An 18,839-nucleotide genomic window follows, 5' to 3' on the forward strand; every position below is an offset into this window, starting at 1 on the left:
TTGGCGGAAAGGATCATGCCAAGACGACCGCTCCTATGTGGACCCCCACCCCCGAACACGACAAAAATCACAAACAGATCCTTAAATCCCCAGCTTTCCAACATCTATCTGGATCGGTTCGACCAGTTCGTTGAACAGCAACTGATTCCGGAGTACCACCGTGGCGGGCGTCGCCGTACTCACCCCGCGTATCAAAGCGTCGAGAACCAGATCGCGAAGGCGAAACGGCACGGTGACCGGGAGGCGGTGCGGGCGCTGCGGCGTCACCGCCGCACCCTGCCGAGCCAGGACCCGAACGATCCGGGATATCGACGGCTTCGATATGTGCGCTACTGCGATGACTTCCTGCTCGGGTTCGCCGGTCCCCGGCGCGAAGCCGAACAGATCAAGTCGAAGATCCGGGCGTTCCTGCGTGAGGACCTCAAGCTGGAACTGTCCGAGTCCAAGACGTTGATCACCCACGCCACCAGCCAGGCGGCGCGGTTCCTCGGCTACGAGATCAGGACACAACACGCCGATACGAAGATCACCCGGCGTCGCCGGGCGGTCAACGCCGCGATCGGCCTGTTCGTGCCACGAGACGTCATCCGGGGCAAGTGCGCCGCCTACATGAGCAAGGGAAAGCCCGCGTTCCGGGGCCCGCTGCTGCATGATGATGACTTCACGATCGTCGCGAAGTACGGGTCGGAATACCGTGGGCTCGTCCAGTACTACCTCCTCGCCCAGGATGTGTTCCGCCTGGCGTTGCTGCGCTGGGTCATGGAGACCTCGATGCTCAAGACCCTGGCCGCGAAGCATAAGTCCTCCGTCACGAAGATGGCCCGCAAGTACAAGGCGAGCATCGACACCCCCGACGGTCCCCGGGCTGGCTTCCAGGTCACCGTGCAGCGAGACCGAGGCAGAAAGCCGCTGGTCGCCCGCTTCGACGGGATCCCCCTCAAACGACAGCGCACCGCCGTCATCGCCGACCACAAGCCGATCATGGCCACCGTCCGACGCAACGAGCTGATCCATCGGCTCCTGGCCGGACAGTGCGAGCTATGCGAAGGGCGGATAGGGCTGCAAGTCCACCACATCCGCAAACTCGCCGATCTCGACAAGCCAGGACGGCCGGAGCGGCCTTCGTGGAAACGCCTGATGGCCATGCGTAAACGTAAGACCCTCGTGGTCTGCGAAGCATGTCACCAGGACATCCACGCTGGACGGGCCACAGCCATCACCCGGACATGACCACTGGAGAGCCGGATGCGGGGAAAGCTCGCCTGTCCGGTTCGGGAAGGGGCCGACGGAAAAGGACCCGAACCACGGGCACCTCGCCGGCGGCCCACTTCACTCTGAGGGGGGCCACGCGCAGCAATGCGCGTGGCCTACCCGGCCTGTCACCGCACGGATGCATCGGCAGCCCTCAGCCGAGGCCTTCCAGTGCGCGCGCCTCCTCGACGGGCAGGTGGATGTCGCGCGCGATGGCGAGCGCTTGGTGGTGTAGTGCTCGTGCCTGGTCGGGCTGCTCGATGAGTCGGTGCAGGGTGCCGAGGTGGTTGAGGGCTTCGGACTCGTCGTCCAGTGCGCCGGCCTCGCGGAGCATCGCGACTGCCCGCTGGAGGAGATCCCGGGCGTGGTGGTAGTCGCCGGTGAGGTACCGCACCGCGCCCAGGCGGGTCAACACCTTCGCCTCGCAGGGTGGGGAGCCGATGGTTCGGAACAGGGCGCGGGCCTGCCCCAACAGATCATTCGCGCCCGACAGATCCCCGGCCAGGTGCCGTAGTAGCCCCATCTCGCTCAGGCTGAGTGCCTCACCGTGCCGGTCTCCCAGAGCCCGGCACAGGGTCAGAGCTTGGTCCGACAGATCGGCTCCACCAGCGAGGTCTCCGGTCAGCCTGCGCAGGATCCCGAGCTCCCGCATGGTGATCGCTTCGCCTCGCCGGTTGCCGATCGTCCGGTGTGTGTTCAGGGCTTGCTCCAACAGATCAGCCGCACCCGGATAGTCTCCGGTCAGCCTTCGTATGATCCCCAGCTCGCGGAGGGTGTTGGCCTGGCCACGCCGGTCGTCAAGGGATTGATAGTTGACACGGGCCTGCCCGAGCAGGTCTGTCGCGCCCTGATAGTCGCAGGTCAGCCGCCGCACGAATCCCAGCTCGTGCAGGGTGTTGGCGAGACCGCCCCGGTCGTCGAGGGCGCGGTACAGGCTCAGGGCCCGTCTCAACAGGTCCACCGCCGACGGATATTTCCCGACCAGCCAACACGCGACGCCCAGTTCGTGCAGGGTGTTGGCTTGCCCGAGCCGGTCGTCGACAATTCGGTACAGGTCCAGGGCCTGTCTCAATAGGGTCCTCGCCGCCGCATAGTCTCCGGTCAGCCGGCGCACGATCCCCAGTTCGTACAGGGTGTTGGCCTGGCCGAGCCGGTCGTCCAGAGCCTGATACAGGTTCTGGGCCCGGCCCAACAGACCATCGGCGTACGGATAGTCCCCGACCAGCCATCGCAAGACCCCGAGGTCGTGCAGGGCGTTGGCGTGCGCGTGCCGGTCACCGCGTGCGTGGGCGGCGGTGGCGGCGGCGTGATGCAGGTCCGCGGCAAGACTCCAGGGACCGTCGGTGTGGAGCAGGGCGGCGATGCCGGCGGTGAGCCCGACGGTGTGGGGGTGCGATTGGTGAGTGGTGGTGTGGTGAACGCAGGCCAGGAGGTTGAGCCGTTCGGTGCGTAGCCAGGTCGCCGCCTCATCCCAGTCGTCGAGGTCGGGTGCGGCGGCCGATGCGGTCGCCGGTGCGGCGGCGGGACGGGTGTAGCGGGTGAGGCGTTTGTCGGCGCGGGCAGCGGTGTCGTGGTAGTAGTCCAGCAGCCGTTTGATCGCCTGTTCACGGACCTTGGGCGGGTCCTGGGTGGTCGCCAGTGTGTGGCTGTAGTCGCGGATCAGGTCGTGCATGCGGTAGCGGCGGTAGGAGGGTTCCTCCAGCAGGTGGTCGTTGTACAGGTCGTCCAGCTCTCGCAGCGCCTGCTCGTACGGGACGCCGGTGAGCGCGGCGGCGGCGTAGCCGTCGATGTCGACGCCCGGATGCAGGCCGAGCAGGCGGAAGAAGCGTTGCCGGGATTCGGGCAGGTGGTGGTACGACAGGTCGAACGCGGCTTTGACGGTGTGGTGTTCACCGGCAGCGGTCAGCCGCCGTCCCCGAATCTCCGCGACCAGCTGCGGCACGGTCCAGGAAGGTCGTCGGCTGTAGAGCCTGGCGGTGATGGCGATCGCCAACGGCAGGTATCCGCACACCTCGACCACCGCCTTGACCGCGTCGACCTGACCGCTGGCACGCGGCGCCAGGCGCAGAAACATGGTGATGGCGTCGTCCGCGGGCAGTGTGTCCAGGTACAGGTGGGTCGCGGTCAGGTCGGCCAGGCGGCGCCGGGAGGTGATCAGGACCAGGCAGCCGGGGGTGCCCGGCACCAGCGGGGAGATCTGGGCGGTACTGGCGGCGTTGTCTAGGAGGATAAGGGTGCGGGAGTTCGCGAGGCGGTCACGCCACATGCTGGCCCGCCCGTCCAGGCTGTCGGGCAGTTGACGGGGATCCACGCCGTCGGCGATGAGCAGATCGGCCAGGGCGTCGGTGGGGGCGGTGGGTGGTTGGTCGAAGCTGTGGGCGTGCAGGTCGACGAACACCTGCCGGTCCGGGAATCGTTCGGTGAGTTGGTGTGCCGCGTGTATGGCCAGCGTGCTCTTGCCGACGCCGGGCATGCCGTCGATGGCGTGGATGGCCAGCACACCACCGCGCTGAGCCGCGTTCGTCACGGTGGCGGTGATCGCGCCGAGCTCCTGGGTGCGTCCGGTGAACGCGATGGGGTCGGCCGGCAAGGTGAACCGCGCCGCCCGTCGCGGCCCCGATTGCGGAGCCGACTCGGTAGGCAGCAGCGTCAGTGACTGGCCTGGCGCGCTGAGCAGCCGCTGAGCGAGCTGATGGACCTGCTGGCCGGGTCGGGCGCCGACCATGGCGTGCATACGCTCGGCGGCACGGCTCAGCAGGGCGGGAATATCGGCATGCCGGCCCGCCCGGGCCAGGGCGTGCAACCCCAGCACGATCATCTGGTCGGTGGGTACCTCCTCGTGCAGCAGCCGCGCCACGGTGGTGTGGGTTCGAAGGTGGTCGCCGGCATGCAACTGCTGAGTGAGTAGCTCGTGGACGGTGGTGTGCCGTTCCTCGTGCAGCCGTTGACGCAGTCCGTCCCCACCGCCGCGGACGTTGGCCAGGGGCGACGCGGTCCACAGGGCGAGGGCCTGCTCGTAGACCTCGACCGCCGCGGCGTGTTCCCCGGCGACGGCATGTGCGCGAGCGGCGGCGACGAGTTTGCGGTGGCGCTGGTAGTCGACGTGCTCGGGATCGACGTCCAGGATGTACGCGCCGCTACGGCGGGCGTTCGGCAGCATCGCACGGCTTCCACCGGCCGCGGTCAACGCCCGACGCACTGCACTGACATAGTCGACCAGAGTTCCGGTGGCGATGTCACCGCTCTCACCGATGAGATCAAGCAGCCGCTGGACCGGAACCACGCGACCCACCTCGATCGCCAGAGCGGCGAGCAGCAGGCGCTCGCCGACCCGCTGCGGCACCACCGGCCCGCGTGGACCGTCGAGGACCACCTCGCCGAGAATGCGGATCTCCACCATCAGCAACCCCCATGTACCGATGACCCATCGATCCTACGGCCGCGTGGCGAAGTTCCACGACCGTCGGTCTACCTGCCGACCGGGCTGTCGGGTCAACTGCCGACCGTACCCGCGCACCCTTTGCGCCTTGGGCCTCGCAGCCTATGTGGACAGCGGGACCTGAACGCTCTATGTACCTGATCGCGGCAGAAGGGGGAGACTGTGCGAACAATCTGGCATAGAACGGCGGCCGTGGCGACGTCGATGGTGGCGGTGTTGGCCACCTCGGTGTTGTCCGGCGCAGGCGGTGCCGACGCGGCGCCGCCGGAGAAGGGGTCGCATCCGCTGGATGCGGCGACCATGGCGATGCCCGAGTTCGAGGACCTGGTACAAGGCTATCGGGCAGCCAACCCCACCATCACCGTCGCCGAGATCCGGCAGCGGGCAGCCGGCCAAGGTCGACGGACCGAACTCGTCGAGCGCCTGTCCAGCGAGCACGCGGACACGTTCGGCGGGACCTGGTATGACCTGGCTACCGACACACAGCACCTTCAGGCGACCACCGCACAGGCCGCCACCGAGTACGCCACCGCGGCGGCCGCCGCTGGGGTGCGGGCGAATACGCAGGTGGTGCGGCACACACTGGGACGCCTGGTCGAGGAGTTCACCGCCATCCGGTACGGGCGGCATCCGAAGCTCGGCCCTCAGGCCGCCACCGATGCCCGACTGGACGTCCCGGGCAACGCGGTGGTGGTCGAGGTCGACGATCCGGGGTCCATGCCGGTGCCGGGCGGCGTGGTCAGGTACGGGCAGCGCCGGGCCGCTCCGGCAGCCGAGCCGACCGCCTGTATCGATCGTTGGAACTGCGGTGGACCTATCAGGGCCGGCATCAACCTACGGCACCGAAGCGACGCGTCGGATGTCAACGTCTGCTCGCTCGGGGCGACCGCGACATCCGCGGACGGCACGAGCCGGTGGGTCATCACGGCCGGGCACTGCGCGGGCACGGCCGTACACACCAGTTGCAGCGTCGCGTCGCAGTGCTGGCGTCACGGCGAGCAGGACATCGGCCCCATGCGGGAAACGGCCTGCCCCCAGGACTTCCCGGTGGCCTGCCAGCATGATTACCCTTTCATCGATGTCGGTCGCATCCGGATCGACAGCACCTACTGGAAGAGCTTCAGCCAGGGATGGATGTTCAACGGCATTGACCCCACCACGGCGGTGGAGATCGACGGTGCCATCACCACGTTCACCCAACTGTCCAACATGGTCGGGCAGAGCCTCTGCATGAACGCGATGTGGAGTAACGAGGGTGCGAACTGCGGGCCGCTGTTCTCGGCCGCGTCGGGCACTTTCGCGATGCCCGAGGTATGGAGTGTGCGGGCCTGTCGAGGCGACAGCGGTGGCCTGTGGTACCGGCCGTCTGGGGGAATTCGGACCGCCGTGGGCATTCAGTCATCGGCTACCCTTCCTTACCCTGGCGGGCCCGACTGCCGTAGGGCCACCGGATCATCCTGGTTCGGCGCCTTCCCGGACATCAACGCCTTCTGGGACGCCTACGCGGGAGCCGGCGTACTGCGCATCGACACCCGCTAAGGTGGATCGCGGTCAGGTCGGTGGATGCCCGCGTGGGGTAGAAGCCGACCTGATGTGCGCTTCGGGCGGTTGAGCCAGCTCTGCAGCGCTGGTTCGCTGTCGAGGTGGTCGTATCGCAGCACACCGCCGGCGGATTCCTCGATCGTCCGATCGCACCGCCAGTCGCCGGGTCGCCGCGGAACCTGCCGGCGGTGTCGACAAATATGTGCCAGGGTCAGCTCGCCGGGTGCCAGTGGTGGCTGGGCGTACAGGATGATGCCTGAGCTGGGTGCAGGCGGGCGCGTACCGCGGCGGTCCGGGTCGTCGGCAGAGGGTCTCCCTGCCGTAGCCGGTCACGTGCACTAATCGTTGGCTGGCGGCGGCCTACCCGGTGCTGGCTTTGGTCGGGTCGGGGAGAAGACCTGGGCTGAGCGCTGAGAAGTCCTGCCGCGAGCAGCAGGGGACGACCGTGGTCACCGACTGCGGCTGCGCGCCCGGCACGACCTGGTAGAGGGTCCGGTGTTTGGCCTGGTGGTCTTGGTGCCGTACAACACTCAACGTTGTTGAGCTTCATGGTTCGCGGCGGTGTCGGTAAGGGGCTTGGAGGCGTAGCGATCGAGCCTGAGCAGTGGGTGGGCGCTCCCCAGTCCTCGAAGAGATCCGGCGCCGACTTTGCCGATATGATCTTGCCGACGGCGTGGTCGGCATCCGCAAACACGACCACGCCGTCCTCACCAGGCCGCTGATCGGGTGTGGCCAGGTGCGGACGGCTCGTTCGACGTGTCGTAGCCGTGGGTAGCCAGGATGGTTAAGAGTTGTGCCTCGCACGCTTGTTCGTCTAGATCGCGCCAGTGGTCCTGGTGCGGGCATTGCCAGCTCGGCGGCTGCTCAGCGGCCAGACAGGTCCGAGTACCCAGCTGCCGGTTGACGGCGGCCGCCCGTGCTTCCGGTACGGACAGACCGAACAGCAGGCGACGACCCGTGGCCCATCTACCGCCTGCTGCAAGCGACATACACAATTTAAGGAACGACGCACTACTGCTCGTCGCAGAAGACGTCATGCGTCCTCGGCCGGGGCAGGATGTAGGGCCACCAGGACAACTGCGTCTAGCAGCCGGAAGTAGTCCGCTTCCTTGAGGTCGTGGTTGGTGATCCGCGCGATGCGGGCAAGTAGTTCGAGGAGCCGTGCCGCGGTTGTGACCGGGTCTTCGGCGAGCGTTTCAGAGATGAGCAGGCAGTCTCTGCGGAAACGGGAGGTGCGGCCCACGCGTACGACGGCGGAGGACAGAGGTACGGTAACCGGCTCGGCCTCGACTGTGTTGTCGTCCATGAACTCGACCCTTGCCCGCGTACCCAGGGCTCCAGCAATCCGGTTCACTGCGTCCATGGTCGGATTGCCGCGGCCGTTCTCCAGGTTCGCTACGTAGGGCACAGACAGTCCGGCCTCGGTGGCTACCGCTGCCACGGTGCGTCCGCTCGCTGCCCGCAGTGCACGCAGGCGTCGTCCTAGCTCCTGTTTGTCCACCGGGCGTCCTCCCCTCATGTCTCCCCAGAATAGGTATCGGGATACCTATTCTGGGGAGACAGTTGGAGGAGGAGTGGAGTGATCGAAGCGCTGCGTTTGCGTGACTTCCGCCTGCTGTGGCTCGCTCGGCTGGTCAGCCTGCTTGGCTCATGGCTGCTGATCGTGGCGGTTCCCGCCTATGTCTTCGCGCTGACGGGCTCGCTGGTGGCGACTGGTCTGACGCTAGCTGCGGAGTTCTTACCCTCGGTGCTGCTTGGCCCGATTGCCGGTGTTCTCGCTGACCGGTGGGACCGACGAAGTGCCATGCTGGCGACACCGGGGCCGTGGGAGCCGCGGCTGGAGACGCGGTGGGGCACCGGCGGCGCGAGCTGTATCGATCTCAACCCCCGCCAAGACAGCGACAACGAACTCTTCCTCACCTACGCGCCCGACAACCCGGTCAGTCCCCACACCCAACTGGACGCCGACCTGGACTTCATCGCACACGCCCGCACCGACGTACCCAAACTCATCGCTGAGGTCCGCCGGTTACGTGCACATCCCGACCAGAACCCGACCGTGTCCGGGTAGGAACCACCAACAACCGTCCACCGGCCAGGAACTTGCGTCCGAGCGCACGGGTAGCGCCACTTCCATAGCGACCAACACTCTTCGACACATCGCCTGTGCGTCAACACATGGCACCGGTAGGCCGCTGGCGAGGTGCCCGTGCGGGTCCTTTTCCAGCGGCCCCCGGCCCGAACCCGCCGTGCCAGTTGTCCCAGCAACGGGCTCTCCAGCGACCATCACGTAGAACCGGTCAACGACCGGGCCTACGCAGGGGCATCACGGTCCGGCTCGGCGTTCGGCATTTCGCCTACCTCCCGGGTGGTGACGCCCGGTCACCTGGCCTGCTTCGCCCTGTGTCCGGCTCTCCCGGACTCCTTGGCAGGTCGTGACTCCTGCGACTACTACCAGGCCTCCGTCGCCATAGGACTCGCGTCCCGTAGGCGATCCCACGTTCGTCCTTGTCGTACGTGTCGAGCGGAACGTAGGTGGCCCACTCATCTCCTTGAATGCCCTCACTGGGCATCGCTCCGTGCTCCGGAGGTTGCGTCGGCAAATCAGCGATACCAACGCAGGACACGGCACCGGTCCAGACGTCTTTCCGGTGGATGTCGGCTTGCATCTGCTGGAGATTGGGCTTCAAGCAATCCAGCTTTCACCATATTCCGCGGGTCCCGCGGCACCCCGCACCCCGTACGCCTGGGCACGGCCACCGCTTTCCTGGCATGCTCTGGTCCCCTTCACCTTTCGGATCCAGGTAAGCCATCAGACCCAGGAACCTCCCTCCGAGTTCCTCCCGGCTGCACCGGGGATACAACAAGGCGCCTCGTGGCGCACCTGATCTGCCGATGTCAGTGTGTTGATCCTGCTGCACGTGCGCACCTCGCGGTCGCTGATCGGCGTTGGATCTGGGATCGGCGTCGGCACAATGGTGGCCGTGGAGGAACAGGTAGCGGGGTTGGTGGCGTCGGCTCGGCGTGACGGTCCGTATCTGGTGGTGGCGCTTGATGGGTTCACGGTTCGGTTTCTGCTCGGTGACGACGATCCGGCACCGACGGACGACGCGGAGAGTGAGGTCGCGGGAGCCACGGGCCTGAGCCGTGACGGCCGTCGCGGTAGCTCGAATGTGGATCTATCGCGGTACTCTGTGCGGCATGGATACGACGGCTGCGAAAGACGAGCGCGAACCCGACTCGACGTCACTGGCGCCTTTGCCCGATTCGACCCTCGCCGGTGAATGGACGGTTCTCGCCATCATCGGGGCCGTCGTCACGGGTCTACTCATCTGGCGTCGGCGGAGTCGGCGGGCTTAGCGGCGAACCGGCCCGAGGGTAGGAGGCGTTGCCGCACTGGTTGTCTGTCCAGAAGATGTGCTTGACGCGGAGACGGTCTGCGTCCTGGAACAGTCCGAGGATCCGGCCCAGCGCGTAGCCTACTGCGTCTCAGTCGGTCCAATCGTCGAGGTCTCAGCAAGCGCCATGATGTGCGGTATGAGCGAGCGGCACAGAAGGCTGACCAGCATCCTCTTCTGTCGCGATCCGGGTGTGCGGCGCCGGCCCTGCAACGGCTTACGCCGTCGACCGCGATTCTTCGTCTTGCCACCAAGCCACCGTCCTGACGGCGAACGTGGCGATCTCTGTATCGGTCAGCTCAAGACCGAAGTGGCCCTCGATCTCCTCACGTAGGAAGCCCACGACATCATCAACGTTCGCCCCGGAGGCGAACCTCGCCAGCAACGGCCCGAGCAGGCAGTCGTACTCGTCGTCGCCGGTGTAGAACTTCCCAACACCGATGAAGTCCCACTCGTTCAGCATCTGGCGTACGACCCTCATCCGGGTGCGAATCGGGTGCTGCATCACGCCATGATCCATGACGCTTGTCTTGGTTCGCCGCCCCCACGCCACGGAGATCTGACGGCCTACTCTCATGCCGCCCGATAGTGCTCGGCAAACGGTGGCTGGCCGTCGGCCCTGGAGCGTGATCAGCTACTGTAGCTTGCCCGGGTGGCTATCCAGGTGTTGGAGGGTGCGCTCATCGAGGTGGCGACGGCCGGTGTTGCGGGCCAGGACCGGCGTGCCTTTGGCGAGTTCGTTGGGCCGCGTGGCGAGCTGGCGTCGTACGCGTTTGGCTGGACCACTGGCTCGGGTCCGCACGTCGCCCGGTTGTCTATCGGGATCGGTGCCGGCAATCCCGGCGGTGGCACGTTCCACGCCCTTGTCTTCGCGAACGAGGACGGCCACGCGTTCTCGCTCACCGACGAACCGTTTGAGCGGGTCCCGCAGGGCGGTCCGGACCTGACCGCGGACCAGGCGCGCGTCCACGAGGATCTGCCGTTCGTCTGGTGGGTCACCGACCACCTCATGCGGCACGATCGACGAGCATGGTGGATGCGGCACTGGTTGCTGGGCACCATCTGCGTCCAGACGGTCGAGGTCTTCGAACGCCGCGAGCCTGTCCTGCTGGTCAGTCACGACGCGGACGGTGGGATCTGGCAGTTGATCGGCGCTTCCGACGCCGACGGCAGTACCGGCAAGGTCGGACACCTGCACCACGCCGTCGACGAGGACCCCAGCCTGATCGACGTCCTTGACCTACCGCCGGGGCGCGCAGCGGTACGCGCGGGCGTTGGAGAGCCCTGGACCGGCGGCCCGTAACCCGCGCGTTTGGCGGTCTCGCCTCCGGCCGTCTTCGTCGACCGGTACCGCACGGCGTTGTCCGTCCAGGCTGGGTCCAGCCACGGCCGCCCAGGTGCCGGGGATACGGCTGCGGCGTCGGTGCACCGCAGCCATCGAGGTCATGAAAGGACACGGTGTGTGGTCTTGGCCGCCGATGCTGAGCAATGCCTGTGGCGGGTGGGTGCTTATCGCGACGTCGCGGACGTAGCCGTCGTGGGCGGCGATCTTCGCCAGTCGGCTGCCGTCACGCAGGTCCCATCGCAGCAGGTAGCCGCGGTCGGTGCCGGGGGGCGTTGGCCGGTGGGGACCGGCGTGCGGAAGAACCATCAGTCGACGCGTGTCACCAGTCCGATGCGGCCATGCAATCAGCGGCGCACGATCGAACCCTCACCGGGTTTGCTCGACCTGTCGTCAGTGGGTCATGAGCCGCTGGCGCCAGTTCCCGGTGAAAGCGATCGTTGGCGGGTCAGCCGAGCAGGCGCGCTGCCCGGATGTGGTGGAGGTGGATCAGGATGTCGTAAGTCTTCCCGAGTGAGATCAGTTTGTCGGACTCGGGCCAGCCTGTTCCGATCGAGCGGGTCGGCCGGGACTCTCGCAGCCAGGCCCGTGCCTGCGCGGTGAGGCCGCGCATGTCGAGCAGGTAGTCGCGCGGAGGCACTTTGTCCAATGTGTACTCGTTGCTGCCGGGTGCCGCCGGGCCGACCGTGAACGTGCCCATCTCGTCGTTCTCGTCCTGTGCGTTGAAGGAGCCGCTGTCGAACGTGAAGCCGATGCTGATGTAGCGGGCGCCCATCCGGTCGCGCAGGAAGGCGCCTTGCATCCGTGGATACTGTTCAGGATCGGCCGACACGTACCCCACGTGCGCGTTGTGGGCGGAGAGCAGAATCTTCGCACCGGTCTGCTCGTGCCACCAAGCTGTGTTGTCGGCCATGACCTGGTCCCGGTAGCGCATGGCGGGCGCCACCTGCGCCGGATCGTCCAGGTCGAACGCGTACAGGATCGCCACTTGGGCGATGGCTCGCGCGTGCTGGACCGTCCACATGTGACGCGTCGTGCCTGGGCTCACGGCCGCCAACGCGTCCAGTGCCCGCTGTGCCTTCGCCGCGGAAGCCTGCCGCTGTGCCAAAGGCCGCCCGGGATAGGTTGCCATCCAGGTCCCGGCGTCGGTCGCGGGACGCACGTCCCGGTACGCGTCCTGAAACTGCGGCAGCAGGCTGGGATGGTGTTCGCGGACGTAGCCGGTGACCCNATCGAACAGTTCCGGGCCGGCATACCCGAGGTCGTTGCCCATGAACTGTAGCCGCGGACCGTACCGGGCGTTGTAGTCGCGCATCCACGCGATGAGATCCCGGTACTCGGTGGTGCGCCAGAACTGGTAGGCGCCTTGGAACTCCTCACGCATGATCTGGTCCGGGTCGCCCTTCCCGTACAGCACATACTCGTTCAGCCGGATGCCTCCGCTCCAGCCGGTCTCCAATGCGAACGTGGTGAACCCCTTCTCCTCCACCAGGTAACGGAAGACCCGATGCTTCATGGTGAAGAACTCGCGGGAGTTGTGGGTGGCCTCACCGAGCCCCACCACGGTGGCGTCGCCGACCATCCCGCCCAACGGCCGCAGGTCGCGCAGATCCCCGTGCGGCTCCAGGCTGTGCAGCGGTCGCGCGTCCCGGCCGAGCGCGGCGACGGGATCATCCGTGTGGCCGTGCGCCGCGACCGGCTGCGCGACGACCACCACCGCCGCCAGGCAAAGCGAAGCCAAACCCAGCAACGGACGTCGTATTGACAAGGATGCCATCGATCCCCCAGATGGTGTTTCTGAAATGGAATACGAACATCCACCAACGTGCCCGCGCCGGAGCGCAGGGGAAATGACACGACTACCCGTATCCGAGGTAGTGACAGCACTACCTGACAGTCAAGTGATCCAGGCATCCTCCGGCGGAATCCGTACCGTGCAAAAGCTCGGGAACCTGCATCGGTCGAGCCGCGCCGCGGCGGCCAGGGCCGCGCCGGCGGTGAATAACCTCCGGCGGCGCGTATCAGGGCAACACCAGCTCTTGGCGCAGAACAATCATGTAGGCAGAGTGAAACTCGGTCGGACACGTTACCGAGGTTCATGATTCAGGGTCTGGGATTTGTCGGTGGTGAGGTTGTTGTCAGGGTGGTGCGAGGCCTGTGGCGGCGAGGAAGTTGTCGACGAATCCGGGGCGGTATTGCATGCGTTTGAGGCGGTTCTTGGCGGTGCGGGCGAGGTCGGTGATGGTGCCGGCGGTGAGGTTGGCCAGGCCGCGGCGTAGGTTTGACCAGACGTTCTCGGTGGGGTTGAGTTCGGGGGCGTAGCCGGGTAGGACGTAGGCCCGTAGCCAGGATCGGGATGCGATCAGTTGGCGCATCGCGGCGGAGCGGTGGCCGGGTAGGCCTGTACCGTGCCAGAACTCGTCGCACCGTAGGTGAGCTGCGGTTTGCCGTCTGGGTGGATGATGCCGGGGTGGTGTTCCGGCTGGTGTACCTGGCGCTGGTTCAGGTCTTGGGTTGGCTGGTCTTGCTGACGCGTGGTGATGCGGCGAAGACGGCGGAGTTGCTGGTGCTTCGTCATGAGGTCGCGGTGCTGCGCCGTCAGGCTGGCAAGCCGCGGTTGGAGTGGTCGGATCGGGCGGTGATCTCCGCGCTGACGCGGGTGTTGCCGACGTGGTTGCGTGCCTATCGTCTGGTCGCCCCGGGCACTTTGCTGGGCTGGTACCGGCGGCTGGTTGCGTGGAGGTGGACGTATCCGAGCCGGCCGGGCCGTCCGCCGGTCAGCCAGGAGGTCCGGGATCTGGTGCTACGGCTGGCGCGGGACAACCCTGGATGGGGGGTACTGGAGGATTCGGGGTGAACTGGTCGGCTTGGGGTATCGGGTTGGTGTCGGCACGGTCCGCCGGATCCTGGCTGACCGGGGTATGGGTCCGGCGCGACGGGGAGCTGACACGGGTTGGCGGCGGTTCTTGCGTGCCGGGCGAAGGGATTGTTGGCCTGTGACTTCTTCCATCTTGACACGATCGTGCTTCGCCGAATCTATGTGCTGTTCGTGATGGAGGTGGTGACCCGCAGGGTGCACTTGGTCGGCGTTACCGCGCATCCGACGGGGGAGTGGAGCGTGCAGCAGGCCCGAAACTTGGTCTTCGACCTGGGGGAGCGGACCGCGTTGTTGCGGTTTCTGGTCCGGGGTTGGGATGCGAAGTTCACGCGCGCGTTCGATGCGGTGGTTGCTGGTGAAGGTGTGCGGGTGGTCAAGACGCCGCCGCGTACGCCGCGGGCGAACTGCTTCGCGGAGCGGTTCGTGCGCAGTGTCCGGCAGGAGTGCACCGACCACGTGTTGCTCTACAACGAACGCCACGCCCACCAGGTGCTGACCGACTATGTGCGGCATTTCAACGAACACCGTCCGCATCAGAGCCTCGCGCAGCGTCCGCCGCTGAACGAGCCAGAGCGGGTGATCGACCTGAACACGTCGATCCATCGAAGACGAGTGCTGGGTGGTCTGATCAACGAGTATCGGCGAGCGGCGTGACCAGGCGCATCGTCGCCCGTGACCTGCCGCGCAGGGTTTTGGCACGGTACACGGTCGGCTCCGCCAAGCCGGGTTTCCGCTGTTCGACGGCCCGTTGCGACGTGTCGCGGTGGCCGTACCGCCGTGGGCGGGGCTTGGCCCTGGGGGCGGTGAACGGGTTCGACTGCGGATTCACCAGTCGCTCGGCCATCACTGCGGCGGCAAGTACCGAAACACGTGTAGGCCACTGTCGCCGACCGCGCAAAAGGTATCTGATGTGCACCAGCAAACCCCTTGGACCTCGCACGCGATCCGCATCGATGCAACGTTGATGCCTGAACTCATGCTCCACACTCGAAGCGTCGCATCCTTGCTCCCGGTCACTAACCAGCGTTGGTCCGGCGATACGGCACAACATGTAACAGCCCGCGCATGCCCAGAGAATACGCCGACCCGGGTGTTAATGGTGGTCGATCGAATCTCTTGCACTCGGGCGGTGCCATCGTCGCCGCCGGTCACCAAGTACCTGTCGTCTGGCGAGAACGTACAACACAATACCGGAGAGTCGTGCTGGTCTAGGACGGCGAGGAGCTCACCAGACGGCTTCCATAAGCGCGTCGTGCGATCCCAGCTTGTCGTGGCGATTAGGTCGCCGCTGCGAGAGAACGAGCAGGAGCTGACCCAGTTGCTGTGACCGGCGAGCACGGCAACCTGCTCGGCTTGGGGCAGCCGCCACACTATCGCGGTTCCGTCCTGTGAGGCAGTGACGACCATCGTGGTGTCGGGTGCGAAGCAACATCCTTCGATGGGCATCGTGTGGCCTTCGAGCACGTGTAACAGTGAACGAGATTCGACATTCCAGATTCGGGCCCGATGATCTAAACCTGCGGTGACAGCAAGGCGTCCGTCCGAAGTGATGTCACACGCAAGGACCGCGCCGCCGTGTCCGTCGTCGAGCACTCGGCTCCGTTGGGGCTCGGAAACCGACCAGACACGGGCAGTGCCGTCACGTCCACCGGTGATGAACGCCGCGGAGTCTGCGGTGGCGGAACAGGAGGTGGTTCTGGCACGGCGGGCGTCGGAGGTACCATCCCGAGATTCGCTATCGAGCCTCCAGAGTCGCGCCGTCTGGTCCCAGCTACTGGAGAGAATTCGGCTTCCGTCGCTGCTGAAGGAGCAACTGGACACCCACCAACTGTGCCCCTGGAGAACACTATGTGGCCGACGGTTGTGCAGATCCCAGACCCGTACGGTCTGGTCATCGCTGACGCTAGCCAGCCATCTTCCGTCCGGCGATACTGCGCACTCGTTGATCGGTGCTGTATGGCCGGTGAACTCGAACGTTAGGCGGAGGTTGATCGCATCCCAGACCCGCACCACGTTGTCCTGTCCGCCGGTAATGATTGTTGCTCCGTCGGGCGAGACGACACAGGTCGTCGCGCGGCCAAGATGTGCGCGCACGGTCTGTAGCCATGTGCTGGTTGCGATCTCCCACTTGCGCATCCGACCGTCGGCGCCCGTCGTGACGATCCAGGCCTCGTCGGGGCCGATCGCGCATGCCAGTACCGGTTCGGCGTCGATCTGGAGTTCCCTTATCTGTCTTCCCGTCGTGACTTCCCAATGTCTCGCCGAACCGTCGTCCCCGACGCTAACGATGGACGTGCCATCTGGACCGAACACGCAGGCGTTCGCCGACCCGACGTGGCCGGTGAGTGTGAATCGAAGCTTTCTCGCGATTGCGTCCCAGATCCGGATCGTCCCGTCGCGGCTCGCACTACAGATCATGAGGCCGTCGGGCGAAAACGTACAATCGGTGACCGCGTCGGTGTGTCCGCTCAACTGGAAGCGCTGTTGACCGGTACTGCGACTCCACACTCGGATCGTGTTGTCCAGGCCGCAGGTAGCGATGCTACCGCCATCGGGGGAAATAGCGCAGCCGACCAGCGCGGTGCTGTGGCCCACAAAGACGCGACGCAGCGACTCATGATGGTCGGGTAGCGGCCAATAATTCTCAATTCGCAGCTGTTGCGCAGAGAATTCCTTTCGATATTGCTCAACCAACTTCCTGGTGTGCTGGCCGCCCTGCAACCGGCTGATAATCAGATCCCCGTGCGAGTATGCCGGCGACAGCCGGCCGAGGACATGTGCCTCACGAGCCAGCGCGCTGCGCAGCTCGCGTGCCACCTCACTATCGACGCGCGCCAAGTCAACCTCAACCGCAGCGACGTCATAACGTCGACTCTTCTCCGCCGCCCACCGTAGATCCGCGACCAGCATGGCCAGTTGGTCGACTTCGCCAGCCTCCGCAAGGTGGTAGCACAAGTGTTGCCAAAGGTAGTCCTGGTCCGGGGGCATTCGCCACCAGGATTTGACCAAGGGGTCACTTACCTGTCGCTCCTCCGGTTCCAGAATGTGCTGGGCGGCGTCGAGCAAAGTCTGATTCAGCGTCTCGAGCCTGTCGGCACCGCACCGATGACGTAGGTACAGCCGAAGCACGTCATGCAGACGTATGGTTTGTTCTGTCCGCTGGTACGCCGCAAGTAGCGATAGGTCAGCGAGGTCCTCCATCAAGCGCGTCATGTCCGAGCCGGGCAGTGGTCCAGTCTGCTGCCACAGCATTGCAAGCGTGCCTTGGGGTATGTCCACGTCCTCCGCAAAGATAGCCAGTTCCAGGTAGCGTTCGCGGTCCCGCGGATCCAATAAAGCCAGGCTTACCGCCATGGTGGCCTCGACGGCACGATCCCGACCGTGCACGACGCGAACATCAAGCGCGGTCGGGCCTTGGTGGGCTAGCCGGTCGACGAGTTCCTGAGCGGCCGACCCGGCGTCGGTGCCGTTGCGGACGGCTCGTCGGAGAGCGCCGTTCGCAAGCGCCAGGAGTAGGGGCCAACGTCCGGTGATCTCCAGGAGTTGCCGTTGCTGTCGCCACGGGATGCCCGGAAGGCCCACACTCAGCAGGGCCTCGGACTCTTGCTGTTCCATCTGATCAACGTGAACCAGGTCGGCGTCATCGGGAATGAGCCCAGGTATGCGGGTGGTAATCAGCCGGATGCATTGTCGTCCGCCTACCAAAAGTGGCCGAAGCTGGTTGTCGTCCCACACATCGTCGATGACTAGAAGCGTCGGTGGTCCATCCTCCAGGAGTGCACCAAGATTGTGGCCCGCCTGCTCGGGGTCGACGAAACCGGGACGCGTACCGGTCAAATGCTCGCACAGATCATTGATCGCGCTGGCCAGATCAGGTCCGTGCCGATCCTGGCCAATAGTGATCCATAAAAGCCCTCCGGGGAACAGCTCACGGACCTCGGACCGAGAACAGACGTAAGAGGCCAGCGTTGTCTTGCCAAAGCCGCCGGCGCCGTGCAGAGCCGTCGTAACGGCGACAGTGCCACCCGGCCGGCCAGCCAGCTTATTTAAGAGGGCTGCGGTGAGTTCGGGACGGTCGATCGGCCGTCTGCTCAGAGCCGGCGTCATCCATGGGCGTCGACGCTGAGTCGTTGATTGGTAGTGGTGAATCTCAATAGTGCCGCTCGGCGCGTTGTATTGTGCTGCGTCACCTTGGGCGAGGAATGCGGATGTCAATCCGCTCTCGCCGGACGCCGCAGTCACTGCCCCTCCGGCCTCATCGCGCCATGATGATGTACTGTGATCGCTCCGTGCGGTGCGTTGTACTGGTTGGCATGATCGCTGGCGACGAAGTGCTGCACCCAAGTCTGTTGGACCGCAGGCAGGTCCTGCCGTATCTGGTCGGCCCACGCTCGTAGCGCCGCTTGCAACTCCGGATGTTCCTCAAGCAGATCCTTGAGGCGGTTAACCCACACCATAGCCAACCTCTGCCGTTCCGCGTCGCGGTCAGCCGGCGAGGCGGCCTCGATAGCGGTGGCGGTCTCGTCGCTCCAGCGGGCGATCACGTCCGTCCGGCGCCCAGCCCTCGTGAAAAGCGCGACTAAGCCCGCTCGTGCCTGAAGCCAGGCATCGTTTGCGGCCGCGCCAACCAAGGCCGACGCGCCCGCTGTCGCTAGGGAGGCCAACCACTCTGCCACCACGGGGCGACTCCCTCCATATCGTCGCTTCCGGCACCGACGATGCCGCCGGCCGACCGACAGTCTGACCTCTCCAGCCATGGTTGCGCAGGTTGGCAACCTCGCTTGTCGGTGATCTGTCAGGACGCTGACGCAGCTGGGGCCTCGGCCGCCAGCAGCAGCCGTGCCAGCCCGGTGTCGGGAACGCCTGGGAATAGCCTGCGGCGGCGAGTGGTCGCAGGAGCCGACCCGCCGCTCGTCCGCATGTCTACTCTCCCCGTCGTCAGTGGACGGACGAGGAGGAACGCGTTATGGGTGACTGGGACGGAGTGCG

At 65.8% G+C, this 18,839-nt stretch carries 12 protein-coding genes and 1 pseudogene; 6 read left to right on the forward strand and 7 right to left on the reverse strand.

Going from position 1 to position 18,839, the window contains the following annotated elements; translation table 11 throughout:
* The coding region (locus QMG73_RS40765; RefSeq protein ID WP_281904699.1) for a group II intron reverse transcriptase/maturase at positions 1-1,230 on the forward strand (1,230 nt) is incomplete at its 5' end.
* A 175-nt stretch (positions 1,231-1,405) separates the two neighbouring features.
* Here the strand turns inward: QMG73_RS40765 and QMG73_RS40770 are convergent.
* On the reverse strand, positions 1,406-4,651 hold the full coding sequence (locus QMG73_RS40770; RefSeq protein WP_281904701.1) for an AfsR/SARP family transcriptional regulator: 3,246 nt from the start codon (positions 4,649-4,651) through the stop codon (positions 1,406-1,408).
* 201 nt (positions 4,652-4,852) lie between these two features.
* Here QMG73_RS40770 and QMG73_RS40775 point away from each other — a divergent pair, with 201 nt between their 5' ends.
* Entirely contained in the window at positions 4,853-6,229 is a 1,377-nt protein-coding gene (locus QMG73_RS40775) for a chymotrypsin family serine protease (RefSeq protein WP_281904702.1), read from the forward strand.
* A gap of 1,036 nt (positions 6,230-7,265) precedes the next feature.
* Here the strand turns inward: QMG73_RS40775 and QMG73_RS40780 are convergent.
* A complete protein-coding gene (locus tag QMG73_RS40780) occupies positions 7,266-7,733 on the reverse strand; it encodes a helix-turn-helix domain-containing protein (RefSeq protein WP_281904703.1) in 468 nt (155 codons plus the stop codon).
* Between the two features lie 78 nt (positions 7,734-7,811).
* On the opposite strand from QMG73_RS40780, the gene QMG73_RS40785 reads away from it, so the two are divergent.
* Positions 7,812-8,303, forward strand: coding sequence for an MFS transporter (locus QMG73_RS40785; protein ID WP_281904704.1), 492 nt, complete (start codon positions 7,812-7,814; stop codon positions 8,301-8,303).
* Positions 8,304-9,847: 1,544 nt separating this feature from the next.
* Here the strand turns inward: QMG73_RS40785 and QMG73_RS40790 are convergent.
* Positions 9,848-10,138 carry a hypothetical protein gene (locus tag QMG73_RS40790; protein WP_281904706.1) on the reverse strand — a complete coding sequence of 97 codons (291 nt, stop codon included), beginning with the start codon at positions 10,136-10,138 and terminating at the stop codon, positions 9,848-9,850.
* Positions 10,139-10,282: 144 nt separating this feature from the next.
* On the opposite strand from QMG73_RS40790, the gene QMG73_RS40795 reads away from it, so the two are divergent.
* Entirely contained in the window at positions 10,283-10,933 is a 651-nt protein-coding gene (locus tag QMG73_RS40795) for a hypothetical protein (protein WP_281904708.1), read from the forward strand.
* A 487-nt stretch (positions 10,934-11,420) separates the two neighbouring features.
* Here QMG73_RS40795 and QMG73_RS40800 read toward each other — a convergent pair whose 3' ends face one another.
* Complete coding sequence (locus QMG73_RS40800; protein ID WP_456107262.1) at positions 11,421-12,749, reverse strand: erythromycin esterase family protein; 1,329 nt, start codon at positions 12,747-12,749, stop codon at positions 11,421-11,423.
* A 361-nt stretch (positions 12,750-13,110) separates the two neighbouring features.
* Positions 13,111-13,359, reverse strand: a pseudogene (locus QMG73_RS40805) (transposase); the annotation flags it as partial.
* A gap of 83 nt (positions 13,360-13,442) precedes the next feature.
* Between QMG73_RS40805 and QMG73_RS40810 the strand changes: the two are divergent.
* A complete protein-coding gene (locus tag QMG73_RS40810; RefSeq protein WP_281904712.1) occupies positions 13,443-13,829 on the forward strand; it encodes a hypothetical protein in 387 nt (128 codons plus the stop codon).
* A gap of 96 nt (positions 13,830-13,925) precedes the next feature.
* A complete protein-coding gene (locus QMG73_RS40815; protein WP_281904714.1) occupies positions 13,926-14,504 on the forward strand; it encodes an integrase core domain-containing protein in 579 nt (192 codons plus the stop codon).
* A 189-nt stretch (positions 14,505-14,693) separates the two neighbouring features.
* On the opposite strand, the gene QMG73_RS40820 is transcribed toward QMG73_RS40815, so the two are convergent.
* Both QMG73_RS40820 and QMG73_RS40825 read right to left on the reverse strand, forming a co-directional pair.
* Positions 14,694-18,092 carry an NB-ARC domain-containing protein gene (locus QMG73_RS40820; protein ID WP_281904716.1) on the reverse strand — a complete coding sequence of 1,133 codons (3,399 nt, stop codon included), beginning with the start codon at positions 18,090-18,092 and terminating at the stop codon, positions 14,694-14,696.
* The gene (locus QMG73_RS40825; protein ID WP_281904717.1) at positions 18,089-18,394 is read right to left on the reverse strand and encodes a hypothetical protein; all 306 of its coding nucleotides are present in this window, start codon (positions 18,392-18,394) and stop codon (positions 18,089-18,091) included. The genes QMG73_RS40820 and QMG73_RS40825 overlap by 4 nt, the downstream gene beginning before the upstream one ends.
* Between the last annotated feature and the right edge of the window lie 445 nt (positions 18,395-18,839).

Origin of the sequence: Phytohabitans aurantiacus, assembly GCF_027923225.1 — a bacterium.
GTDB classification, from domain to species: Bacteria; Actinomycetota; Actinomycetes; order Mycobacteriales; family Micromonosporaceae; genus Phytohabitans; species Phytohabitans aurantiacus.